Source organism: Streptomyces sp. DSM 118878 (assembly GCF_052936595.1).
Genome location: NZ_CP193622.1, coordinates 1,578,304 through 1,601,538 on the forward strand (window position 1 = coordinate 1,578,304; position 23,235 = coordinate 1,601,538).

A 23,235-nucleotide genomic window follows, 5' to 3' on the forward strand; every position below is an offset into this window, starting at 1 on the left:
CTACTCCCCGGACGGCTGTGATTGAGCGATGAGTTCGTCGTCCGTCAGCGCCTCGACCTCGGCCCGGATCAGTTCCTCGACGGTCGTGGCGAGTCCGGCGACGGTCGGCGCCTCGAAGACGGCCCTCATCGGCAGCTCGATCTCGAATGCGTCCTGAACGCTCGCGACCAGACGGATCGCGAGGATGGAATTGCCGCCCGTGTGGAAGAAGTGGCCGAGCACTCCGACGTCCCGGCCCAGGAGGTCGGTCCAGATCTCGGCGATGCGCTCCTCCACGACGGTGCGCGGCGCCACGACGTCCGGCTCTCCCTGGGGCTCGAGTGAGGCGAGAGCGGCCCGGTCCACCTTGCCGTTGGCGTTGAGCGGGAGGGCCCGCAGTGCCGTGAACGCCGACGGCACCATGTAGGGGGGCAGGCGGTCCGCGCAGTGTTCGACGAGGTCGTCATGGGTGGGGAGTGCGTCGCCCGCGGCCACATAGTGGGCGACGAGGCCGCGGTCCCCGGGGCCGGTCTCCCGGACCGTGACCACCGCCTCACGTACCTGTGGGTGGTCGGCGAGGACCAGCTGGATCTCCGTGGTCTCGATGCGGTGGCCGCGGATCTTCACCTGGTGATCGATGCGTCCGAGGAAGTCGACGTCGCCACCGGGCAGCAGCCGGACCAGGTCGCCGGTGCGGTACATCCGGTCGCCGGGCGCGCCGAAGGGGTCGGGCAGGAAGGCTGCGGCGGTCTGTGCGGGCCGGCCCGCGTAGCCACGGGCCACGCCCGCGCCGCCGACGTACAGCTCCCCCGTAACGCCCACGGGCACCGGCTGAAGGTACTCGTCGAGCACCCGCATCGTCATGTTCGGCAGCGGGCGTCCGATGGGCACGATCTCCCGGTTGCCCTGGTCGGGTGCCGGGAAGACGCAGGTTCCGACGGACGCCTCGGTGGGGCCGTACTCGTTGATCACCGGTGCGGCCCAGCGGTCGACGAGCCGGCCGGGCAGGGCCTCGCCCGCCACCACGTACACCGTCGCCAGGGCGCGTACCTGCTCGGCGGAGAGCTGCTCGGAGAGGATCTCCAGGTGGGCCGGGGTCATCTTGACGAAGGCGAAGGGGCCGGCCTCCGTCAACTGCCGGCCCAGGGTGCTGAGGTCGAGGTCCTGCGGCAGCAGGGTGACGGTCCGGCCGGCCATGAGGGGAGCCCACAGGTTCGGTACGACCAGGTCGAAGGCGATGGACGAGAAGACCGGGGCGCCGCCTTCGCCCCGCCCCGCGAGTTCCACGGCGGCCCAGACGAGGTGGTTGGCCAGTCCGGCGTGGGTGACCTGCACTCCTTTGGGGCGTCCTGTGGAGCCGGAGGTGTAGATGACGTAGGCGAGGCCGTCCAGATCGGGGGTGCGGTCGGGCGCGGTGGTCACGGCGGGCTCGGTGGCCGCTTCGGTGAGCAGCAGGCGCGTGCCGGGCGGCCGCCCGATCCGCCGGTCGCGGCCTGCCGAGTCGAGCACCAGGACGCGGGCGCCCGCGTCGGCGAGCACGGCCTCCATGCGTGCCGCGGGGTACGACGGGTCGAGCGGCAGGTAGGCGCCACCGGCCTTCCACACGGCGAGGAGTGCCGCCAGCAGCTCGGGGCCGCGGTCGAGGAGCACGCCGACCACGTCCTCGGGGCCCACCCCGAGCGCCCGCAGCCGGTGCGCGAGGACGTTCGCGCGCTCGTCGAGTGCGCGGTACGTGAGGTCGGTGCCGTCGCCGGTCACGGCGATCGCGTCCGGTGTGGCGGCGGCCCACCGCTCGAACACCTCGTAGGAGCACGCGTCGGGCCGCGTGCCCGGGTTCCGGCTCCATTCGGAGAGTCGGTCGCTCTCTTGCGGGGACAGGAGCGGAAGCCGGCCCAGGGGCAGTTCGGGGCGGGCGGTGACGGCTTCGACGACGCGGACGAAGTGCTGGGCGAGGCGTTCGACGGTGGTGCGGTCGAACAGCGCGGTGGCGTACTCGAGGCCGCCGATCATGCTTCCGTCGGCGGCCCGCCGCATGAAGAGGCTGAGGTCGGTCTTGGCCACGTTCCAGGCGTCTTCCAGGGAGTGGAAGTCGTCGAGCGCCGCCGATCCGGTGAGCTCCTCGTCGTGGAGGTCGAAGGCCACCTGGTAGAGCGGTGTGCGGGCGAGGTCGCCCTCGGCGTCGAGTGCCGCGACGAGGCGTTCGAAGGGCAGCGTCTGGTGGGCGAGCGCCTCGCGGAAGACGCCTCGTACGTCGTCGAGGGCCCGGGCGAAGCCGAGGCCGGCCCGCGGGCGGCAGCGGATGACGAGGCTGTTCAGGAAGAAGCCGACGATCTCCTCGGTCTCCTCGCGGTCCCGGCCGGCCACCGGTGTGCCGATGGGGGTGTCCCACTGGCCGGTGTAGCGGGCGAGCAGCGTGGCGAACGCGGTCAGCAGGGTCTCGTACGGTGTGGCCCCGTGCTGTCGGCCCAGCTCTTCGAGCGCCGCCGTGAGGGGGGCGGGCAGGGTGAAGGCGACGATGCCGCCGCGCCCGTCGCGCACCGGCGGGCGGGGCCGGTCGGTGGGCAGCGGCAGGGGCTCGATGCCGTCGAGGACGGACGCCCAATGCTGGATCTCGCGTTCGGTGGACGCCTGGTCCTCGGCGCTCCGCTGCCATGCGGCGTAGTCGGCGTACTGGCGGCGCGGCGGCGCCAGGCGGGCGGGGCTGCCGCTCATCTCGGAGGCCAGGAGCTCATGGAACTCGCGGTCGAGGATCGCCGATGACCAGCCGTCGCAGGCGATGTGATGGATCGCCAGGGAGAGGACGGACTCCCCCTGCGGGGCGGGCACCCTGGCCAGCAGGGCCCGCAGCACGGGTCCCTTCTCCAGGTCGAAGCCGCGTTCGGCGGTCGCAGCGAGGACCTGAGGGAGCTGGTCCCGGCCCGTCTCCACCACCGTCAGCTCCTGGGCGCCCGGCTCCATCACGAACTGCGTCGGCTCGCCGTCCACCACGGCGAACCGGGTGCGCAGCGCCTCGTGGCGGGCGACCAGGGCGTCCAGAGCGCGCCGGACCGAGTCGTCGCTCGCGTCGGCGGGGACCCGCAGCGGCAGGACGGAGACCCATTCCGGGCTGCCGGGGTTCATCCGGTCGAGGAACCACAGGCGGCGCTGTCCGTAGGAGACCTGAAGACCGCCCGAACCACCGGTGGGGCGCGGGGCCTCGGGCAGCGAGGTCGCGTCCTCGGCATACCCCTCGATGAGCAGGGCCTGGGCCTCGACGGTCGTCGCCGTGAGCAGTTCCCGGAGCCGGACTTCCCTGCCGGACGCCGAGCGCAGCCGATTGGCGAGGCGCGTGAGCTGGAGCGAGGTGCCGCCCTGCCGGAAGAAGTCGGAGTTCACCCCGATGTCCTCGTCGCCGAGCAGGTCCTGCCAGACGCTCGCCACGAGACGCTCGGCCTCGGTGCGCGGGGCCGTGACGTCCTGGCCGGCGTCGGGAGCCGGTTCGGGCAGGGCGAGGCGATCCACCTTGCCGTTGGGGGTCAGCGGGAACGCGTCGAGCTCGACGACGACGGCGGGCACATGGCTGCCGGGCAGCCGGGTGCGCAGGAAGCCCCGCAGGTCGGCGTCGGCACGCTGCCCTTGCCGGGCATCCCTGCGCTGCACGTATCCCACCAAGCGGGTGGCGCCGTCACGGGTGAAGGCCTTGACGACGGCTCCCCGCACATCGGGGTGCGCCACCAGGGCGGCCTCCACCTCCCCGGGTTCGACACGTACCCCGTTGACCTTGACCTGGCCGTCGGCGCGGCCCAGATACTCAAGGGTTCCCTCGGGGGTCCAGCGGACCAGGTCGCCGGTGCGGTACAGACGGGACCCGTCGGCCGCGAAGGGATCGGGGACGAAGCTCTCGGCCGTGCGCTCAGGCTGCCCCAGATAGCCTCGGGCGACCCCGACACCGCCCGCGTACAGCTCACCTCGGGTGCCCACCGAGACGGGGCGCCCCTCGGAGTCCGCGACGAGCACGCGCATGCCCGGGATGGGCCTGCCGATCGGCACGGAGCCGTGCTGTTGCGCGGGATCGAACCGGTGGGCCGTGATGTCGATCGAGCACTCCGTCGGGCCGTACGTGTTCCAGACCTCCACGTCCCGCCAGGCCAGGACGCGTTGGACCAGTTCCGCGTGGAGGGGTTCCCCGGCGGAGAACAGGAGACGCAGTGCGGTGCAGTCCGCCCAGCCCGGTTCGTCCGCCAGGACGCGCAGCATGGACGGCACGACCTGAAGCACGGTCACCTCGTGGGCGGCGACCGCGCGCAGCAGCGTGGCGGCGTCGGCCTCCGCTCCCCGCGGCGCGAGGACGACCGTTCCTCCGGACACCAGCGGGGCGAACACCTCCCAGCAGGCCGCGTCGAAGGTGAGCGTCGTCTTGTGCAGCACACGGTCCGCCGTGCCGAGCCCCTGCCTGCGCACCACCCAGGAGACCCTGTTGGCGATTCCGGCATGGCTGACGACCACGCCCTTGGGGCGGCCCGTGGAGCCCGAGGTGTAGAGGATGTACGCTGCCTGCTCGCCGGGTACGTCCGAAGCGGGCCCGGCAGGGGATTCCGGGCCCGCCGCACAGGTGGGTGCGACGGGTCGCGCTCCGGTGCCCGACACCTGGGCGGACAGCGCGTCGTCGACGACGACGAGGTCCGCTCCGGTGTCCTTGAGCACCCACGCGGACCGCTCCCAGGGGTGTTCGGGGTCCAGGGGCACATAGGCCGCGCCGGACTTCCAGACCGCGATCAGCGACACGACGAGATCGATGCCTCGCGGCAGGCAGACCCCGATCGCCGCCTCCGGCGCGGCTCCCAGTTCGCGGAGCCGGTGAGCCAGCAGCGCCGCGCGGGACTCGAGTTCCGCGTAGGTGCATGTCTCGGCCCCGTCAACCACAGCCACGGCCGACGGCGTCAGCGCGGCCTGACGCTCGACTCGTACGTGCAGGGGGACGTATGCGTCGGCTGTATCGGTCGATCGTGCCTCAACGCCCATATCTGCTTCCCGTCCGGATGTGTCTCGGTGACAAAGGCGGTGCCTGTCGCTCGGCGCCGCCTCCAGCTACTTCGCCGCTTCTTGCTCCATGCGCCTGCGCAGACTGAGCGGCCGCATGTCGGTCCAGATCTCGCCGATGTGCTTCAGGCATTCCTCGCGGGATCCCTTGGTGCCGTCCGTGCGCCAGCCGGCCGGCAGTTCTCGGTCGGCCCACCAGATGGAGTACTGCTCTTCGTCGTTCAGGACGACGCAGTACACGGGTCCTTCAGTCTGCTCTTCGGGCATCGGACACTTCTCCTTCAGTCACAGGGGTCTGTTGCTGCACTTGCCGTTCTTTTCGAGCTACTTCCACAGGTGCGTCACTTCACCGAAATTCGCCGTGACCCAGGCGTCGGAGTAGACGGTGTCGAGATATCTGTCGCCACCGTCCGGGAAGATCAGCACACAGTTCGATCCTGGCTCGATCGTGTCGGTCATCTTGTTTAGTGCCGCCAGCACGGCGCCGGAGGAACCGCCGACGAGAACCGCCTCTTTGGCGACGATCCGGCGACAGGCCGCCACGGATTCCAGGTCGGTGATATGGACGACCGCGTCCACCAATGCGGTGTCGAGGAGTTCCGGACGAATCGAAGCACCATGACCGGGTATGAGACGCGGCGCGGACGGACCTCCGAAAATGACGCTGCCGACGGCGTCCACGCCCACGATGGTCGTCCCCAGGTTGTGCTCACGCACGTATTCGGCACAGCCACGGAGGGTGCCGAACGTCCCGACGGCGCAGAAGAGATAGTCGACCCTCCCGTCGAGGGCCTGGGCGATCTCCCGCATGGTCTGTTGGTGAGCGCCCGGATTCAGCAGGTTGCCGTACTGGTTGGGCCAGTAGGCGTTCGGGATGGTCGCGAGCAGCTCACGGACGCGCGCGAGGCGGACCGGCAGGTACTCGCCGGTGACCGCGTCGGGCTGCTCGACGATCTCGACCTCGCACTGGAGGGCGCGCAGCACCGCGATGTTGCGGGCCGTGGTGCGGCCGTCGACGACACAGATGAAACGCAGCCCGAAGTACCGGCAGATCTGGGCAAGACCCACACCCAGATTTCCCGAACTCGATTCCACGACCACCGAACGCGCGGGGTCGAGCTCTCCGTCACGGATTTTGTGCAGCAGCATGTTCAGTGCGGTTCTGTCCTTGATGCTGCCACCGGGGTTGAAGCTCTCCATCTTCGCGAGGACCCGGAAGGGCGCACCTGAGAAGATTCTCTCGAATTCAAAGAGTGGGGTATCTCCGATTGCGTCAAGAATCCCCGCGTGAACCTTCCCTTTCACAGGCTCCCTCTCGCCGCGTCCAGCCGGGTGTCCCATTCGATCGGACGGCTGAAGTGTTCAGACAGATTCAATATTTCATCTATATCTGAGCTACTCGGGAACACCGGGACCAGGGGAGAAACCCTACTGGCGGGGCCTGGCACCGACCTCGGCGGACCGGCGCGGGACCGGATGCGGCAGCGGGTCCGATAGACGCTGTCCAGCGAGAATAGATCGGTGATAGACCGGCTTCCCACAGTGCCTTAACGCTCGCCGCCGACCTGGGACTTGGGGAATGTCGCCTTATGCATCAGATCCAGCTGCCTGAATTTGTCGCGCCGGACACGAGCGCCGCCCTGGAATCGGTGGTCGTTCATGAGATCACCGCGGAGGAACGGGCCGAGATCGCCGTACTCGCCGGGACACTCACCGGCCCCCGCCACCCGCTCATCGACACCCCGGAATGGCCGTCGGCCGCACTGGACGCCTCCGCGCTGCTCCCCCGTACACTGCTGCGCGCGCTGCGAGCGTTCCGGCACGATCCGGGTCCCCAAGGCACCCTGCTGCTCCGCGGACTGCCGGTGACGGCGGCCGGCGAGCAGCTCCCGCCGACTCCGGGAGTTCCGAATTCGGTGGAGCGTGTGCCCACGACCGCCGCCGCCGTCATCGCAACGGTGATGCTGCAATTGGGCGAGGTCATCGCGTTCCGCAACGAGAAGGGCGGTCATCTCGTACAGAACGTGGTGCCGGTTCCGGGTCATGAAATATCGCAGAGCAATGCCGGATCCGTGCTCCTCGAACTGCACATCGAGAACGCGTTTCACGACAACCGCCCCGACTACGTGGGCCTGTTGTCCCTACGGGAGGACCCGACCGGCGACGCGAAGCTGTGCACGTCGTCGATCCGCCAGGCGCTGCCGCTCCTCGAAGCGAGCGTGATCCAGGTGCTCGCCGAGCCGCGGTTCCGGACCGACCCTCCGCCGTCCTTCGGCACTCAGGACGGCGCCCTCTCGGTGCATCCGATTCTTCAGGGGGCCCTGGCCGACCCCAATGCCGTGGTCGACTTCGCCGCCACGCATCCGCAGGACGACACGGCCAAGGTCGCGATGGCCGCGCTGCGCGACGCGTTCGTCGCGACGATGTCGGCGCACCGCCTTCAGGTGGGCGACCTGGCGGTGGTGGACAACCGCGTGACGGTGCACGGACGGACCTCCTTCATCCCGCGGTACGACGGAAACGATCGCTGGATGGAGCGGGTGTACGCGCATCTGGACAACCGGCGCAGCCGCGCGGACCGGTCGGGCGACGGCCCCGTGCTCGGCTGACCGCACGACGACCGCCACCGTCGGAGCCCGTGGCGCACCACTGTGGACCGAAGGAGGAGCACACATGCGCAATCCATGGTCGCCCAGGAAGAGCACGAGGCGATGACCGCGATCGTTTCGGGCAGCCGGATCCTGTCGATCTCCCACTACCAGCCGAGCCGGGTACTCACCAACGACGAGCTCGCCACCATGGTCGACACCTCCGACGCATGGATCAGATCCCGCGTCGGCATCGCGACCCGCCACATAGCCGCCGCGGACGAGAGTGTCGCCGACATGGCGGCCGACGCCGCGGCCAAGGCGGTCGCCCTGGCGGGTGTGGACGCCGCCGACATCGGCCTGGTCACCGTCGCGACCTGCACCGCCGTGGACCGCATGCCCAGCATCGCCGCCCGTGTCGCCCACCGTCTGGGGATTCCCGCCGCCGCCGTCTTCGACCTCAACGCCGCTTGCGCGGGCTTCAGTTACGCGCTCGCCACGGCCGCCCTCGCCGTACAGGGCGGCGGCAGCCGTATCGCGCTGGTCGTGGGCGTGGACAAGATGAGTGACTTCCTCGACTGGCAGGACCGCTCCACCTGCGTCATCTTCGGCGACGGCGCGGGCGCGGCGGTGATCGCGGCCACCGAGGGGACCGAACCGGACGGCATCGGTCCCGTGGTGTGGGGCTCGCGGCCGCAGGACGGCTCGGCCATCACGCTGGAGACCTCCGGTCCGGCAGGACCGCCCGCGCTGTTCCAGCAGGAAGGACAGACGGTCTACCGCTGGGCGCTGACCTCACTCGCGCAGGTCGCCCGCCAGGCCTGCGAGCGCGCCGACGTCGCCGTGTCGGACTTGGCGGCCGTCATCACCCATCAGGCCAACCTGCGGATCATCGAGGCCGTCACCAAGCAGCTCGGCGCCACCGAGGCGATCGTCGCACGCGATGTCGTCGACTCCGGCAACACCTCCGCCGCCAGCATCCCCCTCGCCCTGTCGAAGCTCGTGGAGCGCGGGGAGATTCACGGCGGAGCCCCCGTGCTCCTCCTGGGCTTCGGCGCGGGCCTCTCGTACGCGGCCCAGGTGGTCGCCTGTCCTCCCACCGACTGCCGCCAGAAGGCCACCCCTAGGAGAAGCACACCGTGACTGCACCGGGCGAGACCACCGCCAGCGCGTCGGCCGGCTTCACGCCGCTCGTCGACACCGTCCGCCTGACCGGCGTCGAAGCCGAGTCGCAGGCCGCGCACCACCTCTATGAGCACCTGATCGGCCTGTGGGCACCCGGCGTCATCGAAGCCGCGCAGGACCTCGGTGCCTTCTCCGCGCTGGCCCGCGGTCCTGCCACCGCCGTGCAGCTCGCCGAGACCCTCGGCACCGATCTGCGCGCGACCCGGGTGCTCATGGAAGGTCTCTACGCCTACGACGTGGTCCGGCGAAGCCACAACGCCGACGGGCGAGCCCTCTACACCCTGCCGCCCGAGCTGCACGCCGTGTTCTCGCCGCACGGTCTGTACAGCCTCGTCGGGAAGATCAGCCACGACCGCAAGGTGGCCTGGAACGCCTGGCGCAACCTCGCCGAGAACGTGCGCACCGGCGCCCGCGACGCCACCGGCGGGGAGCGGGTGAACCAGATATCGGAGGAGGACTACACCGCGCTGGTCCGCGGCATCAACTTCTGGGCGCCGCCGATCGTCCGTACGCTCACCGCCGCACTGCGTGACCTGGGCTGGTCCACCGGGGAGTCGGCGCGGGTCCTGGACGTGGGCTGCGGCACCGGCATCTACAGCCAGCTGCTGCTGCGCGAGTTCCCCGCGCTGACGGCGAGCGGCCTGGACACCGGGCGGATCACCGCGATCGCGTCGCGGCAGGCACAGGAGCTGGACGTGGCCGACCGGTTCGAGGCGGTCGTCAAGGACTTCTGGAACGACGACTGGGGCACGGACATCGATCTGGCCCTCTTCGTGAACATCTTCCATCTGCAGACCCCGGAGTCCGCCCGTGAGCTGCTGCTGAAGTCCTCCAAGAGCCTCACCCAGGGTGGCCTCGTCGCCATCGCCGACCACATCATCGACGACGACGGCGGTGCCGCGTCCGTCCAGAACAAGTTCTCCCGGCTGTTCGCCGCCTCGATGCTCGCCACCGGCGGCGGCGACGCGTACACCCTGCACGACTACGACCAGTGGCTGGCCGATTCCGAGCTGCACCGCGTCGCCCTGCTGGACACCCCCATGCACCGCGTACTGCTCGCCCGCCGCGCCTGATCCGGCGCCCGCCCGTGTTCCGGCGGGTCGGCGCCGGCTGTGTTCCCGGACCGTCGCGTATCTGTGGAAGGACTGAATCTCGTCATGCTCATCGTGCGACACTCCGAGGTCTCGCGGATCCTCGACGGCCGTGAACTCGACAACATCCGAACCGTGGCCGACGCCTACCGCATTCACGCACAGGGCGACAGCACCGTGCCGCACTCCGTCTTCTTGCGCTTCCCCGGGCAGCCGCGCAACCGCATCATCGGTCTGCCGGCCTACCGGGGCGGAGACAAGCCGGCCGCGGGCATGAAGTGGATCGCCTCCTTCCCTGGCAACATCGAGAGAGGCATCGAGCGGGCCAGCGCGGCGATCATTCTCAACTCGCTGGAGACCGGCCGGCCGGAGGCCCTGATCGAGGGCTCCCTGATCTCCGCCACGCGCACCGCCGCGAGCGCCGCGCTCGCGGCCGAGCTGCTCACCCGCGACCGCCGCCCGGACGGCCTGGCCCTGATCGGCTGTGGGGTGTTCAACCTGGAGATCCTGCGCCATGTGCAGGCGGCCCTGCCCGGCCTGAAGACGCTTACGCTGTACGACAGTTCACCGCGGCGGGCCGCCGAGTTCGCCGCGCGGGCAGCCGCGATGGCACCCGGAGCCGAGGTGGTCACGCTCGACAGCGCGGAGCGGGCGCCGCCACGCACGGACTGGTCTCCGTCGCCACGTCCGCCATCGAACCGCACCTGGACCTGAAGGCAGCCCGGCCCGGCACGGTGGTGCTGCACATCTCTCTGCGCGATCTGCTGCCCGAGTCGCTGCTCGACGCGCACAACATCGTCGACGACGCCGATCACGCGGTGCGCGAGCGCACCTCCCTCGCCCTCGCCGTGCAGGCCGCGGGGCATCGGGACTTCATCGACCCGGAAATCGGCCGACTGCTCCTGGACGAGGGCTCCGGGGGCGCGTTCACCCCCGAACGGGGCCGCACGATCGTCTACGGGCCGTTCGGACTGGGCGTGCTGGACATCGCCCTGGCCGACGCCGTCCTCGCCGCCGCCCGGACCCAGGGTCTCGGTGTGGAAGTGGAGGCGCCCTCGAGGTGCTCCGAAGTTCGGGTCGATCGGCACGACACTGGGCGAGTCCTCGCTGAACCAGCTCGTCAAAAGAGCCTTCCCCACCGGCGTGGGGCGCACGGCCCCGCCGAGGCGGCCGACAGAGTTATCCCCGGCCGCCGGGAAGGTGACCTGCTCATCGAGTCCGCCGTCGACACGTGGTCGAATGCTCTATTCGCCACCTGATGCTCGTCCACCCTGCAGACCGACCTGTTGCCGCAGTTGTCGACTTCCGAGAAACTGCCTGTCTGGCACCGCATCCAGCCCGGGCGGCGAACGCCGCAGCACGGGCACTCTTGACGCAGGCGAAGGCTGGAGTGCCCCTCACACCGCCTGAGGCCGAGGCCAGGCGCGCTAAGGCGCCGACATGCGGCCACAACTGCACGGTTCCTGACGGACCGGGGCGCTCCGATGCCGTTCACGAGCGTGACCTTCGCTGCCGCAAGGTCGATACTGCCGACAGCAGGGAACCCGACCAAGCCGCACCCGACCGTTTTTCCGACCTGACGAAGCGTCACCAAAGTCAGCATTAAGTCAGCATCAGTACCGCCAGAACCCGCTCCAAGCCGTCACGGACCGCCAAGATCGAAAACGACTCATACTCATCATGACCTGCAAAAACACAGGTCAGCGACTGACCTGCTAGGGTTCCCAGGAGGTACCCATGAGGATGCTGATCAACGTCGCCGAGACCGTGGTAGCCGACGCCCTGCGCGGTATGGCGGCCGCGCATCCCGAGCTGACGGTGGACGTCGAGAACCGCGTGATCGTACGGGCGGACGCCCCCGTGGCGGGGAAGGTCGCCCTCGTCTCGGGCGGCGGCTCGGGGCACGAGCCGCTGCACGGCGGATTCGTGGGGCCCGGGATGCTGTCCGCCGCCTGTCCCGGCGAGGTCTTCACCTCCCCCGTGCCGGACCAGGTGGTGCGGGCCGCGGCGGCCGTGGACAGCGGCGCGGGGGTGCTGTTCATCGTGAAGAACTACACGGGCGACGTGCTCAACTTCGGCATGGCCGCGGAGCTCGCCGAGGACGAGGGCATCCAGGTGGCCAGCGTTCTCGTCGACGACGACGTGGCCGTGACCGACAGCCTCTACACCGCGGGGCGGCGCGGCACCGGCGCCACCCTCTTCGTCGAGAAGCTCGCGGGGGCCGCCGCCGACGCGGGGATGCCGCTGGAGCGGGTCGAGGCCATCGCCCGGCAGGTCAACGCGGATGCGCGCAGCTTCGGCGTAGCGCTCACCGCCTGCACCACGCCCGCGAAGGGCAGCCCCACCTTCGATCTGCCCGCCGGTGAGCTGGAGCTCGGCGTCGGCATCCACGGCGAGCCGGGGCGCGAGCGGCGCCCGATGATGACCTCCGGCGAGATCGCCGACTTCGCCGTGAACGCCGTGCTGGAGGACCTGAACCCGCACAACCCCGTGCTCCTGCTCGTCAACGGCATGGGCGGCACCCCGCTCCTCGAACTCTACGGTTTCAACGCCGAGGTGCAGCGCGTCCTCGCCGAGCGCGGCGTGCCCGTGGCCCGCAACCTCGTCGGCAACTATGTGACGTCGCTGGACATGGCGGGAGCCTCGGTGACGATCTGCCAGGTCGACGAGGAACTGCTGCGCCTGTGGGACGCGCCGGTGCGGACGCCCGCCCTGCGCTGGGGCATCTGATACCCCGGGACAGGACCACCACCGACCGACCGCGCAAGGAGACCCATGCTCGACGCCGACTTCTTCCGCCGCTGGCTGACCAACGCCGCGGATGCCGTCGACCGTACGGCGGCCCTGCTCACGGAGTTGGACTCGCCCATCGGCGATGCCGACCACGGCAGCAATCTGCAGCGCGGTTTCACCGCCGTCGTGGTCGCCCTGGAGAAGGAGGTGTCCGAGACGCCGGGAGCCGTGCTCGTCCTGGCCGGACGGCAGTTGATCTCCACGGTGGGCGGCGCGTCGGGGCCGCTCTACGGCACGCTGCTCCGCCGCACCGGCAAGGCGCTCGGCGATGCCGCCGAGGTCGACGAGGCCCGGTTCGCCGAAGCCCTGCGTACCGGCGTCGACGCGGTGGCCGCGCTCGGCGGTGCCGCCCCCGGCGACAAGACGATGCTGGACGCGCTGATGCCTGGCGTGGACGCGCTCGGCACGTCGTTCGTCGCGGCGCGGGACGCCGCGAGGGAGGGCGCCCTCGCGACGGTGCCGCTCCTCGCGCGCAAGGGCCGGGCCAGCTACCTGGGCGAGCGCAGCATCGGCCACCAGGACCCCGGCGCGACCTCGTCGGCGCTGCTCTTCGAGGCTCTCGCCGAAACGGCCGAGGAGTCCGGGGCCGCGGAGGCGGACCATGGCTGACGGGAAACTGGTCGGTGTGGTCCTCGTGTCGCACAGCGCCGCCGTCGCGGACGCGGTCGCCGCGCTCGCCACGGGGCTCGCCGGAGGCGGCACCACCGCGCCCGTGGCCGCCGCGGGCGGCACCGAGGACGGCGGGCTCGGCACGAGCGCCGAGCTGATCGCGGCGGCCGCCGCGCGGGTCGACCGGGGCGCGGGCGTCGCCGTCCTGACCGACCTGGGCAGCGCCGTGCTCACCGTGAAGGCACTGCTCGCGGAGGGCGACGAACTCCCGCCGGACACCCGCCTGCTGGACGCCCCCTTCGTGGAGGGCGCGGTGGCGGCCGTGGTCACCGCGTCGACGGGCGCCGCCCTCGCCGCGGTCGAGGCGGCGGCCACGGAGGCGTACGACTACCGCAAGACCTGAGCGGACCGCCTCCGGACCGCCTCCGGATCGCCGCTCGCGCCCGCCGTACGCCGACGCCCGCCCGCACGGCGCACGTCCTGCCTCTTGATGTGCCTCCGTCACCTGTGTCAAATAGGTCCGGACCAATGCCGTCGAGTGGAAGGCCGCACCGTGCGACGGAATTCCCGTTCGTCCCTCTCCCGGGCCCTGGCCCCGGCCCTGCTGACCGTCCTCGCCGTGACCGCCGCCGGCGGCTGCGACTGGGGTGGCGGGGGCGGCGGGCAGGACACCACGCCGCCCGCGGCGCCGCGTGGCCTCACGGTGGAGGCGGGCAGTGCCACCACCGCCCACGTCATGTGGAACCAGGCCACCGACGACACCGGCGTCACCGGCTACGAGGTGTACCGGGACGCCAAGAAGGTCAAGGCGGTGCCGGGGCACAAGCACATGGTGGACATCGTCGGCCTGCGGCCCTCCACCACGTACGCCTTCACCGTGCGCGCCCGTGACGCCGAGGGCAACGTCAGCCCCGACAGCAGGAAGCTGACCGTCAGGACGCCCGAGGCCGCAGCCGCCGACCGCGGGGCCCCCTCGCGGCCCGCACGGCTGCGGGGCGAGGCGGAGGGGAGCCGGTCGGCGATGCTGACGTGGGGCAGGTCGACGGACGACCGGCGCGTGGCCTCGTACGAGATCTACCAGGGCGGCTCGAAGGTCCACAGCGTGGGCGGCGGGCAGACGGCGACGCTCGTCACCGGGCTGCGTCCCGGCACCGACTACACCTTCACGGTCAAGGCCCGCGACGCCGCGGACAACTTCTCCCCCGCCAGCCGGGAAGTGCGCCTCACGACCGCGGCGGGCAAGGACTCGGGGCGCGGCACGGCACCGACCGGCTTCCGGGCCGCGACGCACCGCGCCGACGGGGCGTACTACATCGACCTGACGTGGGTTCCGCCGCGTACCGGCGGGGCCGTGGCGGAGTACCAGATCCAGCTCGACGGCCGCACGGCCACCTCGCTGGTCTTCGGCGGGACGGCGCCGCGGGACAAGGCCGAGCACAGCTTCTACATCGGCGAGAAGGCCGGGGAGCGGCACCGGGTGCGGGTCCGCCCGAAGCTGCCCGACGGCACGTGGGGCGGCTACTCGCCCACGCGGACGGTCACCACGGGCTGACGGCCCCTCAGAGCCTGTGTCACAGCACCGGTCGCGCCTCGGCCCTGCGCCGGACGACGTACGGCGTCACCTGCCCGGCGGCTCTCCGCATGCGGAACGGGGCGGCGGCGAGTTGGCTCGTCGTCAGGTGGCACGGGCGTTTCCCGACCCCCGGCGGCGCATGGGTTGTACCGCCTCCCGTGCCCCCGGAGGAATGACTCATGCGTACCACTCAGATATGTGTCCGGGCCGGTCTGGCCGTCGCCGCCGCAGCGCTGCCGTCGGCGCTCGGCACGACAGCGGCGGTCGCGGCCGGCGACTTCACAGTGACCGCCACCGGCTCCACCGCGCAGGCCACCCGGCAGGCGGAGCCGGCGGAGGGCAGCGACTCCTGGCGGACAGTCGCTGCCGGCGCCCGTACGGTGCGGGTCGCCGGCGAGGACGGCACCTCGCCCGCCTGGCCCACGACGTCTTCGACGACGGCGCCCACCTCGATGCCCACCACCTCCCCGCTGCCCACGACCGCCCCGACGACGGCGCCCGCGCGCGGCGTCCGGGGCGGCCTCGGGGGCGGCTCGGAGGACTGGGGCACGCCGGCGCTGGCCGCCGGCGGCACCCTGGTGGCCGCGGCCGTGGGCACCGGGCTCTGGTATCTGCGCCGTCGAGGAGCGCGCGGGCGGACCTGAACCCCGGGGCGCACCACCGGCCGCCGTCCACCCGTCGAGGGTGGGCGGCGGCTTCGCGTGCTCCGCCGCCGGCGCCCGCGTCGTGCCCTACGCACCCTTGCCCGGCCGGAAGAGAGCGACTTACCGTCCTCCCAACGACAGGGAGGGCGCGTTCATGACACGACCGCTCAGCGTTCAGCTCTACACCGTGCGGGATCAGCTCATCGCCGACCGCGAGGGGACCCTGCGCCGCCTCGCGGACATCGGATACGGCGCCGTGGAACCGTACGACGTGCTCACCGACCCCAAGGGGCTGCGGCGGATCGTCGACGAGCTGGGGCTCACCGTGTCCGGGACGCACGCCGTGCAGCTCCTCGGCCCCGCGCCGGAGGCCGTGCTCGACGCCATCGGCACGCTCGGCGCGGACCTCGCGATCGTCCCCGCGGGGATCGAACCCGAGGCGTTCACCACCCGCGACGGGCTCGCTCGGGCCGCCGACCGCCTCAACTCCCTGGTGCCGCTCGCCGAACGGCACGGCATACGCGTCGGCTACCACAACCACTGGTGGGAGACGGAGCCCCGCTTCGGCGCCCGGCACGCCCTCGAAGTCCTCGCCGAACTGCTCGACCCCGCCGTGTTCCTGGAGGTGGACACCTACTGGGCCGCGGTCGGCGGCGCCGAGGTGCCGGGGCTGCTGCGCCGCCTCGGTGACCGGGTCCTGGCGCTGCACATGAAGGACGGGCCCGGCACCAGGGAGGACCCGAACGTGGCGGTCGGCGGGGGCACCATGCCGGTGCCGGAGATCCTCGCCGCGGCGCCGGACGCGTGGCGGGTCGTCGAGTTCGACGCCTGTGCGGGCTCCACCGACACCCTCTTCGACGAGCTCGCGGCGAGCCGCGCCTACCTGGCCTCGCTGGAGGCGGCGTGAGTACGGCGACTCCCCGCGGGGGGCCCGTCGGTGTCGCCGTGGTCGGCGCGGGCGTCATCAGCGCCGAGTACCTGCGGACGCTGAGCGGCTTCCCCGACGTGCGGGTGGTGGCCGTCGCCGACCTCGACGAGCGGCGGGCCGCCGACGCGGCGCGCGCCCACGGCGTCCCCGTCTCGGGCGGCCCCGCGACGGTGCTCGCCCTGCCCGAGGTCGAACTGGTCGTCAATCTCACCGTGCCCGCCGCGCACGCCCAGGTGGCGAGGGCCGCCGTCCGCGCGGGCAAGCACGTGTACGGCGAGAAGCCCATCACCCTCGCCCCCACCGAGGCGGAGAAGCTGCTCGCCGAAGCCCTGGAGCGGGGCCTGCTCGTGGGCAACGCCCCCGACACGTTCCTCGGCGCGGGCCTCCAGTCGGCGCTGCGCGCGGTCGCCGCCGGGGACATCGGCGCGCCCGTCGCGGCCTCGACCGTGGTGCAGGGGCTCGGCCCGGAGGCCTGGCACCCGGACCCGGCGTTCTTCTACCAGCCGGGCGGGGGGCCGCTCTTCGACCTCGGCCCCTACTACCTGACCTCGCTCGTGGCCCTGTTCGGCGGGGTGTCTCAGGTGGCGGCGGTCGCGGCGCGGGCGCGCGCGGAACGCTCCGTCGGCTCCGGCCCGAAGGCGGGACAGACCTTCCCGGTCGCCGTGCCGACGCATGTGTCGGCACTCCTGGAGTTCGCCTCGGGCATACGGGCCACCTCGACGTTCAGCTTCGACTCCGCGCCGCGCCGCACCCGCTTCGAGATCACCGGGACCGAGGGCACCCTGGCCGTGCCCGATCCGAACACCTTCGGCGGTCCGCTGAAGCTGCTGTCCAACGGCGCCGACGAGTGGCGCGAGCTGCCCGTGCGGGGGCGGACCGACGGCCGCGGCCTCGGGGTGCTCGACATGGCGCGCGCCCTGCGCGGCGGGGGCGCCCACCGGGCGTCCGGCGCGCTCGCCCTGCACGTCCTCCAGGTCATGACGGCGATCACGCGGTCCGCGGACCACTCGGAGTTCACACCGCCGGGGACGCAGCCGGTGCCGGCGGAGCCGCTGCCCGTGGACTGGGACCCTCGCGAGGCGACACTCACTTAGTTCCGGGGCTCTCCCCCAGCTCCTCGATGGCGTGGGTGAGCCACTGTGTCCAGAAGGTCTCCAGGTCGATGCCCGCGCGCAGCACCACATGGCGCAGGCGGTCCTCGACGGCGTCCTTCTCCGGCGGGAAGTCACGCCGCTCGATCTCCTCGTACTCCGCCAACTGCCGCCGGTGGAGCGTGAGATGGCGGTGCAGTTCCTCCCGGATGCCCTCCGTGCCGACCACGGCGGCGGCCCGCAGGCGCAGCAGGAGGGTGTCGCGCAGGGGCTTGGGGTCCTGGCGCTCGGCGGTCCAGCGGGCCAGTTCGGCGCGGCCCGCCGGCAGCACCTCGTACTCCTTCTTCTGCCCGCGTGTCGCGCCCTGGCTCGGCAGGGCGCGGATCGCCCCCTCGCGCTCCAGCCTGCCGAGATCGCGGTAGATCTGCTGGTGGGTGGCCGACCAGAAGTAGCCGATCGACTTGTCGAACCTGCGGGTCAGTTCGAGGCCCGACGACGGCTTCTCCAGGAGGGCGGTCAGGATCGCGTGCGGGAGTGACATGGGCCCAATCCTAGGGACGGGCCCCATCCTGGGGACGGGCCCATGGCACCGCCGTCACAGCGTGGCGGCCAGCTCCGTGCCCTGCTTGATGGCCCGCTTGGCGTCCAGCTCGGCCGCCACGTCGGCGCCGCCGATGAGGTGCACGCTGCGCCCGGCGGCGAGCAGCTCCTCGTAGAGCCCGCGGCGCGGCTCCTGTCCGGTGCACAGGACGACGGTGTCGACCGGGAGTACGGAGGAGACGCCGTCGACGGTGATGTGCAGCCCCGCGTCGTCGATCAGGTCGTAGCTCGCCCCGGCCACCATCGCGACACCCCGGTGGCGCAGCTCGGTCCGGTGGATCCAGCCCGTGGTCTTGCCGAGGCCCTTGCCGACCTTGGACGTCTTGCGCTGGAGCAGGTGGACGGTGCGCGGCGGCGTGGGCCGCTCGGGCTCGGTCAGGCCGCCGCGCCCGCGGTAGTCCATGTCGACGCCCCACTGGCGGAAGTACGTCGCGGGGTCGAGGCTCGCCTTCTCGCCGCCGTCGGTGAGGTATTCGGCGACGTCGAAGCCGATGCCGCCCGCGCCGACGATCGCGACCCGCTCCCCCACCGGCGCCCCGTCGCGCAGCACGTCGAGGTAGTTGACGACGCTGGGGTGGTCGATGCCGGGGATCTCCGGGACGCGGGGCGTAACGCCCGTGGCGACGACCACCTCGTCGTACGGGGCTTCGGCGAGCTCTTCGGCGGTGACCACGGTGTTCAGGCGGACGTCGACGCCCCGCAGGCCGAGCTGGGTGCGGAAGTAGCGCAGCGTCTCGTCGAACTCCTCCTTGCCCGGGACCCGGCGGGCGACGTTGAGCTGGCCGCCGATCTCGTGGGCCGCGTCGTAGAGCGTGACGTCGTGGCCGCGCTCGGCGGCGGAGACGGCGAAGGCGAGCCCGGCGGGTCCCGCGCCGACGACCGCGACGCTCTTCTTGGTGCGGGTCGGGGCGAGCACCAGCTCGGTCTCGTGGCAGGCGCGCGGGTTGACCAGGCAGGAGGTGATCTGGAGGTTGAAGGTGTGGTCCAGGCAGGCCTGGTTGCAGCCGATGCAGGTGTTGATGGCGTCGGGCTGCTCGGCCTTCGCCTTGGCGACGAAGTCGGGGTCGGCGAGGAGCGGGCGGGCCAGCGAGACCATGTCGGCGGCGCCGTCGGCGAGCAACTGCTCGGCGATCTCGGGGGTGTTGATGCGGTTGACGGCCACGAGCGGTACGGAGACCTCGCCCATGAGCTTCTTGGTGACGAAGGTGTAGGCGCCGCGCGGCACGGAGGTGGCGATGGTGGGGATGCGTGCCTCGTGCCAGCCGATGCCGGTGTTGATGATCGTGGCGCCCGCGGCCTCGATCGCCTTGGCGAGGTGGACGACCTCTTCGAGGGTGGAGCCGCCGGGCACCAGGTCGAGCATGGAGAGGCGGTAGATGATGATGAAGTCGGCGCCGACCCGCTCGCGTATGCGCCGGACGATCTCGACGGGGAACCGGACGCGGTTCTCGTAGGCGCCGCCCCAGCGGTCGGTGCGCAGGTTGGTGGGGGCCGCGATGAACTCGTTGATCAGGTAGCCCTCGGAGCCCATGACCTCGACGCCGTCGTAACCGGCGAGCTTGGCCAGCTCGGCGGCGCGCACGAAGTCCTCGATGGTCTCCTCGACCTCGGCGTCGGTCAGCTCGCGGGGGACGAAGGGGCTGATGGGGGCCTGGAGGGCGCTGGGGGCGACGAGGTCCTTGTGGTAGGCGTAGCGCCCGAAGTGCAGGATCTGCATCGCGATCCTGCCGCCCGCGGCGTGCACGGCCGCGGTGATGCCGGCGTGCTGCCCGGCCTCCGCCTCGGTGGTCATCCTGGCGCCGCCCTCGTAGGGGCGCCCGGCGTCGTTCGGTGCGATGCCGCCGGTGACGATGAGGCCGACGCCGCCGCGCGCGCGGGCCGCGTAGAACTCCGCCATCCGCTCGAACCCGTTCGGCGCCTCTTCCAGGCCCACGTGCATGGAGCCCATGAGGACCCGGTTGGGCAGCGTGGTGAAGCCCAGGTCGAGCGGGTCGAGCAGGTTCGGGTAACGGCTCATGCGGCGCCTCCGTACGCGGTGTCTTCCGGGTTCAGTTGTAGACGACGACGGAAGCGTTGTGCAACTAGTTGCATAAAGCGTGAGCGGTGTCTCACCGCGCCGGTACGGGTGGGAGCGCGCTGTCCGAATCCCGCCAGCCACGGCCTCGCGCGAGCCGCAGACTGGAGGACGAACCACAGCACACCAAGGAGAGTCCGATGACCGTCTGCACGACGATCGACAGCCCGCTCGGCGAGCTGCTGCTGGTGGGCGAGGAGTCGGCCACGGCCAAGGGCGGCACCGCGCTGGCCTCGCTGTCCATGCCCGGGCAGAAGGGCGCGGCCGTCGCCCGGGAGGACTGGGTCCACGACGCGGAGGCGTTCGGCGCGATCACCGGGCAGCTCCGTTCGTACTTCGCCGGGAGCCTGACCCACTTCGAGATCGAGTACGCGGCCGGGGCGGGCACGGAGTTCCAGCGCAAGGTCTGGGACGCCCTGGAGACGATCCCCTACGGCACCACGACGACCTACGGACGCCTCGCCGCGCAGCTCGGCCTGGACCGCATGGCCGTCCGCGCCCTGGGTACCGCCATCGGGCGCAACCCGCTGCTCGTGGTGCGCCCCTGCCACCGCGTGATCGGCGCCGACGGCACCCTGACCGGGTACGCGGGCGGCCTGGCCGCGAAGCGGCTCCTGCTCGACCTGGAGGCGGCGTGACCCCGCCGCCTCCAGGTCGAGGACGCGGACGTCTTCGAGGCTGAGGGTCAGCCGGTGGCGTTCGGCCAGGTCCAGTCGACCACCTCGGGCAGGTCGGTGCCGTGCTCGCGGATCCAGTCGTGGTGGCGGGAGCGCGCGTCGGCCATCCGCTGACGCACCGTCGTGGCGCGGACGGCGAGGCCCGGCACCCGGTCGATGACGTCCATGACGAGCCGGTAGCGGTCGAGGTCGTTGCGGACGACCATGTCGAACGGCGTGGTCGTCGTGCCGGCCTCCTTGTAGCCGCGCACGTGCAGGTTGGCGTGGCCGGTACGGCGGTAGGCCAGGCGGTGGATCAGCCACGGGTAGCCGTGGTACGCGAAGATCACCGGCCGGTCGGGGGTGAACAGCGCGTCGAACTCCGGGTCGGCCATGCCGTGCGGGTGCTCCCCCTGGGGCATGAGGCGGGCGATGTCGACGACGTTGACGACGCGGACCGCGAGGTCGGGCAGCAGCTTGCGCAGCAGCCCCGCCGCGGCGAGGACCTCCTGCGTGGGCACGTCGCCCGCGCAGGCAAGGACCACGTCCGGGTCGCGCGTTCCGTCGTCCGTGCCCGCCCACTCCCAGACGCCCGCGCCGCGCGCGCAGTGCGCCCGGGCGTCGTCGAGGGAGAGCCAGTCGAAGCAGGGCTGCTTGCCCGCGACGACGACATTGACGTAGTCGCGGCTGCCCAGGATGTGCTCGGTCACCGAGAGCAGGGTGTTCGCGTCCGGCGGCAGGTAGACGCGTACGACGCCCGGGCTCTTGTTGAGCACGTGGTCGACGAACCCGGGGTCCTGGTGCGAGAAACCGTTGTGGTCCTGGCGCCACACGTGCGAGGTGAGCAGGTAGTTGAGGGACGGCACGGGCGCGCGCCAGGGCAGTGAGCGCGAGGTCTTCAGCCACTTGATGTGCTGGTTGACCATCGAGTCGACGATGTGGACGAACGCCTCGTAGCAGGAGAACAGGCCGTGCCGCCCGGTGAGCGTGTAGCCCTCCAGCCAGCCCTGGCACATGTGCTCGGAGAGCACCTCCATGACCCGGCCGTCGCGAGCCAGGTGCTCGTCGGTCTCCAGGGTCCGGTCCTGCCACGCCTTGCCGGTGGCCTCGTACAGCGCGCCGAGGCGGTTGGACTCGGTCTCGTCGGGGCCCACGACGCGGAAGTCGCGGCGCCGCGCGGTGTCGGCCATGACCTGGGCAAGCAGTTCGCCCGCGACCCGGGTCGGCTCGTGCAGGGTGGCGCCGGGCCCGTCGACGGGGACGGCGAACCGCTCCAGCGGCGGCAGCGGCAGCGGACGGCTGAGCAGCCCGCCGTTGGCGTGCCGGGTGGCGCCGAGGCGGCGCTCCCCCTCGGGCACGCAGGACAGGACGTCCGCGGTGGGGGCGCCGTCGGCGTCGAAGAGCTCGTCGGGGCGGTAGGAGCGCAGCCACTCCTCAAGCTGCCGCAGATGGTCGGGGTTGTCCCGGACCCCGGAGAGCGGCACCTGGTGCGCGCGCCAGGTGTTCTCGACGGGCTTTCCGTCCACGAAAGCGGGACCTGTCCAGCCCTTGGGCGTGCGCAGGACGATGACGGGCCAGCGGTGGCGGCTGTGGGTGCCGCCGCCGCGGGCGGCCCGCTGGACGGCGGCGATGCGGTCGAGCGCCTCATCCATGACCTCGGCCATCGCCTGATGGACGGAGAGGGGGTCGTCGCCCGCCACGTACAGCGGCTCGTGGCCGTAGCCCTTGAGGAGCGAGTCGAGCTCGGCGTCGGGGAGCCTGGACAGGACCGTCGGGTTGGCGATCTTGTAGCCGTTGAGGTGGAGGATCGGCAGGACCGCGCCGTCGTGGACGGGGTCGAGGAACTTGTTGGAGTGCCAGGAGGCGGCCAGCGGTCCGGTCTCCGCCTCGCCGTCGCCGATGACGCAGGCCACGAGGAGGTCCGGGTTGTCGAAGGCGGCTCCGTAGGCGTGCGCGAGGGAGTAGCCGAGCTCGCCGCCCTCGTGGATCGAGCCCGGCGTCTCGGGCGCCACGTGGCTGGGCACGCCGCCGGGGAACGAGAACTGGCGGAACAGCCGCGCCATGCCCTCCCCGTCGCGGCTCACCGCCGGGTAGGTCTGCGTGTAGCTGCCCTCCAGCCAGGAGTTGGCGAGCACGGCGGGCCCGCCGTGGCCGGGGCCCCATACGCACAGGGCGTCGAGGTCGCGTTCCCTGATGACGCGGTTGAGGTGGGTGTGCACGAGGTTGAGCCCGGGTGAGGTGCCCCAGTGGCCGAGCAGGCGCGGCTTGATGTGCTCGGGCCGCAGCGGCTCCGTCAGCAGGGGGTTGCTCATCAGGTAGATCTGACCGACGGACAGGTAGTTGGCGGCACGCCAGTGCGCGTCGAGTGCCGCCAGGTGCTCCTTGGCCAAGTGCCCCATGGGGGT

At 71.7% G+C, this 23,235-nt stretch carries 19 protein-coding genes; 13 read left to right on the forward strand and 6 right to left on the reverse strand.

Annotated elements, in window-relative coordinates:
• The 3 genes from ACRAKF_RS06530 to sbnA all read right to left on the reverse strand — a co-directional run bounded on the left by ACRAKF_RS06530 (nucleotide 1) and on the right by sbnA (nucleotide 6,339).
• Nucleotides 1-4,980 (reverse strand): amino acid adenylation domain-containing protein, encoded by a 4,980-nt coding sequence (locus ACRAKF_RS06530; RefSeq protein ID WP_447035930.1) that lies wholly within the window; start codon nucleotides 4,978-4,980, stop codon nucleotides 1-3.
• Between the two features lie 66 nt (nucleotides 4,981-5,046).
• The gene (locus tag ACRAKF_RS06535) at nucleotides 5,047-5,265 is read right to left on the reverse strand and encodes an MbtH family protein (protein ID WP_447035931.1); all 219 of its coding nucleotides are present in this window, start codon (nucleotides 5,263-5,265) and stop codon (nucleotides 5,047-5,049) included.
• A 57-nt stretch (nucleotides 5,266-5,322) separates the two neighbouring features.
• The gene (sbnA, locus tag ACRAKF_RS06540; protein ID WP_447035932.1) at nucleotides 5,323-6,339 is read right to left on the reverse strand and encodes a 2,3-diaminopropionate biosynthesis protein SbnA; all 1,017 of its coding nucleotides are present in this window, start codon (nucleotides 6,337-6,339) and stop codon (nucleotides 5,323-5,325) included.
• A gap of 248 nt (nucleotides 6,340-6,587) precedes the next feature.
• On the opposite strand from sbnA, the gene ACRAKF_RS06545 reads away from it, so the two are divergent.
• The 12 genes from ACRAKF_RS06545 to ACRAKF_RS06600 all read left to right on the forward strand — a co-directional run bounded on the left by ACRAKF_RS06545 (nucleotide 6,588) and on the right by ACRAKF_RS06600 (nucleotide 17,503).
• The gene (locus tag ACRAKF_RS06545) at nucleotides 6,588-7,607 is read left to right on the forward strand and encodes a TauD/TfdA family dioxygenase (RefSeq protein ID WP_447035933.1); all 1,020 of its coding nucleotides are present in this window, start codon (nucleotides 6,588-6,590) and stop codon (nucleotides 7,605-7,607) included.
• A 75-nt stretch (nucleotides 7,608-7,682) separates the two neighbouring features.
• On the forward strand, nucleotides 7,683-8,729 hold the full coding sequence (locus ACRAKF_RS06550) for a beta-ketoacyl-ACP synthase III (protein ID WP_447035934.1): 1,047 nt from the start codon (nucleotides 7,683-7,685) through the stop codon (nucleotides 8,727-8,729).
• Nucleotides 8,726-9,844, forward strand: coding sequence for a methyltransferase family protein (locus ACRAKF_RS06555; RefSeq protein WP_447035936.1), 1,119 nt, complete (start codon nucleotides 8,726-8,728; stop codon nucleotides 9,842-9,844). The genes ACRAKF_RS06550 and ACRAKF_RS06555 overlap by 4 nt, the downstream gene beginning before the upstream one ends.
• 84 nt (nucleotides 9,845-9,928) lie before the next feature.
• Nucleotides 9,929-10,576, forward strand: coding sequence for a hypothetical protein (locus ACRAKF_RS06560; protein WP_447035937.1), 648 nt, complete (start codon nucleotides 9,929-9,931; stop codon nucleotides 10,574-10,576).
• Between the two features lie 23 nt (nucleotides 10,577-10,599).
• Entirely contained in the window at nucleotides 10,600-11,121 is a 522-nt protein-coding gene (locus tag ACRAKF_RS06565) for a hypothetical protein (protein ID WP_447035938.1), read from the forward strand.
• 478 nt (nucleotides 11,122-11,599) lie between these two features.
• Entirely contained in the window at nucleotides 11,600-12,592 is a 993-nt protein-coding gene (dhaK, locus tag ACRAKF_RS06570; protein ID WP_447035939.1) for a dihydroxyacetone kinase subunit DhaK, read from the forward strand.
• A gap of 45 nt (nucleotides 12,593-12,637) precedes the next feature.
• The gene (gene dhaL / locus ACRAKF_RS06575; RefSeq protein ID WP_447035940.1) at nucleotides 12,638-13,264 is read left to right on the forward strand and encodes a dihydroxyacetone kinase subunit DhaL; all 627 of its coding nucleotides are present in this window, start codon (nucleotides 12,638-12,640) and stop codon (nucleotides 13,262-13,264) included.
• Entirely contained in the window at nucleotides 13,257-13,667 is a 411-nt protein-coding gene (locus ACRAKF_RS06580) for a PTS-dependent dihydroxyacetone kinase phosphotransferase subunit DhaM (RefSeq protein ID WP_447035941.1), read from the forward strand. Before dhaL ends, ACRAKF_RS06580 begins: the two co-directional genes overlap by 8 nt.
• 150 nt (nucleotides 13,668-13,817) lie before the next feature.
• On the forward strand, nucleotides 13,818-14,816 hold the full coding sequence (locus ACRAKF_RS06585) for a fibronectin type III domain-containing protein (RefSeq protein ID WP_447035942.1): 999 nt from the start codon (nucleotides 13,818-13,820) through the stop codon (nucleotides 14,814-14,816).
• A 200-nt stretch (nucleotides 14,817-15,016) separates the two neighbouring features.
• Nucleotides 15,017-15,481 carry a hypothetical protein gene (locus ACRAKF_RS06590; RefSeq protein WP_447035943.1) on the forward strand — a complete coding sequence of 155 codons (465 nt, stop codon included), beginning with the start codon at nucleotides 15,017-15,019 and terminating at the stop codon, nucleotides 15,479-15,481.
• A gap of 154 nt (nucleotides 15,482-15,635) precedes the next feature.
• Nucleotides 15,636-16,388, forward strand: coding sequence for a sugar phosphate isomerase/epimerase family protein (locus ACRAKF_RS06595; RefSeq protein WP_447035944.1), 753 nt, complete (start codon nucleotides 15,636-15,638; stop codon nucleotides 16,386-16,388).
• Nucleotides 16,385-17,503 carry a Gfo/Idh/MocA family protein gene (locus ACRAKF_RS06600; protein ID WP_447035945.1) on the forward strand — a complete coding sequence of 373 codons (1,119 nt, stop codon included), beginning with the start codon at nucleotides 16,385-16,387 and terminating at the stop codon, nucleotides 17,501-17,503. The genes ACRAKF_RS06595 and ACRAKF_RS06600 overlap by 4 nt, the downstream gene beginning before the upstream one ends.
• Here the strand turns inward: ACRAKF_RS06600 and ACRAKF_RS06605 are convergent.
• A complete protein-coding gene (locus ACRAKF_RS06605) occupies nucleotides 17,496-18,041 on the reverse strand; it encodes a PadR family transcriptional regulator (protein ID WP_447035946.1) in 546 nt (181 codons plus the stop codon). The genes ACRAKF_RS06600 and ACRAKF_RS06605 overlap by 8 nt on opposite strands.
• Before the next feature lie 54 nt (nucleotides 18,042-18,095).
• Nucleotides 18,096-20,117, reverse strand: coding sequence for an oxidoreductase (locus tag ACRAKF_RS06610; RefSeq protein ID WP_447035947.1), 2,022 nt, complete (start codon nucleotides 20,115-20,117; stop codon nucleotides 18,096-18,098).
• 197 nt (nucleotides 20,118-20,314) lie between these two features.
• Between ACRAKF_RS06610 and ACRAKF_RS06615 the strand changes: the two genes are divergently transcribed.
• Entirely contained in the window at nucleotides 20,315-20,812 is a 498-nt protein-coding gene (locus ACRAKF_RS06615) for a methylated-DNA--[protein]-cysteine S-methyltransferase (RefSeq protein WP_447035948.1), read from the forward strand.
• A gap of 47 nt (nucleotides 20,813-20,859) precedes the next feature.
• On the opposite strand, the gene ACRAKF_RS06620 is transcribed toward ACRAKF_RS06615, so the two are convergent.
• Nucleotides 20,860-23,229, reverse strand: coding sequence for a phosphoketolase family protein (locus ACRAKF_RS06620; RefSeq protein ID WP_447041843.1), 2,370 nt, complete (start codon nucleotides 23,227-23,229; stop codon nucleotides 20,860-20,862).
• Nucleotides 23,230-23,235 lie beyond the last annotated feature (6 nt).

Coding starts and splice junctions, on each gene's coding strand:
- ACRAKF_RS06530 (WP_447035930.1), bottom strand. CDS start 4,980: ATGGGCGTTGAGGCACGATCGACCGATACAGCCGACGCATACGTCCCC.
- ACRAKF_RS06535 (WP_447035931.1), bottom strand. CDS start 5,265: ATGCCCGAAGAGCAGACTGAAGGACCCGTGTACTGCGTCGTCCTGAAC.
- sbnA (WP_447035932.1), bottom strand. CDS start 6,339: ATGGGACACCCGGCTGGACGCGGCGAGAGGGAGCCTGTGAAAGGGAAG.
- ACRAKF_RS06545 (WP_447035933.1), top strand. CDS start 6,588: ATGCATCAGATCCAGCTGCCTGAATTTGTCGCGCCGGACACGAGCGCC.
- ACRAKF_RS06550 (WP_447035934.1), top strand. CDS start 7,683: ATGGTCGCCCAGGAAGAGCACGAGGCGATGACCGCGATCGTTTCGGGC.
- ACRAKF_RS06560 (WP_447035937.1), top strand. CDS start 9,929: ATGCTCATCGTGCGACACTCCGAGGTCTCGCGGATCCTCGACGGCCGT.
- dhaK (WP_447035939.1), top strand. CDS start 11,600: ATGAGGATGCTGATCAACGTCGCCGAGACCGTGGTAGCCGACGCCCTG.
- dhaL (WP_447035940.1), top strand. CDS start 12,638: ATGCTCGACGCCGACTTCTTCCGCCGCTGGCTGACCAACGCCGCGGAT.
- ACRAKF_RS06580 (WP_447035941.1), top strand. CDS start 13,257: ATGGCTGACGGGAAACTGGTCGGTGTGGTCCTCGTGTCGCACAGCGCC.
- ACRAKF_RS06590 (WP_447035943.1), top strand. CDS start 15,017: ATGCGTACCACTCAGATATGTGTCCGGGCCGGTCTGGCCGTCGCCGCC.
- ACRAKF_RS06595 (WP_447035944.1), top strand. CDS start 15,636: ATGACACGACCGCTCAGCGTTCAGCTCTACACCGTGCGGGATCAGCTC.
- ACRAKF_RS06605 (WP_447035946.1), bottom strand. CDS start 18,041: ATGTCACTCCCGCACGCGATCCTGACCGCCCTCCTGGAGAAGCCGTCG.
- ACRAKF_RS06610 (WP_447035947.1), bottom strand. CDS start 20,117: ATGAGCCGTTACCCGAACCTGCTCGACCCGCTCGACCTGGGCTTCACC.
- ACRAKF_RS06615 (WP_447035948.1), top strand. CDS start 20,315: ATGACCGTCTGCACGACGATCGACAGCCCGCTCGGCGAGCTGCTGCTG.
- ACRAKF_RS06620 (WP_447041843.1), bottom strand. CDS start 23,229: ATGGGGCACTTGGCCAAGGAGCACCTGGCGGCACTCGACGCGCACTGG.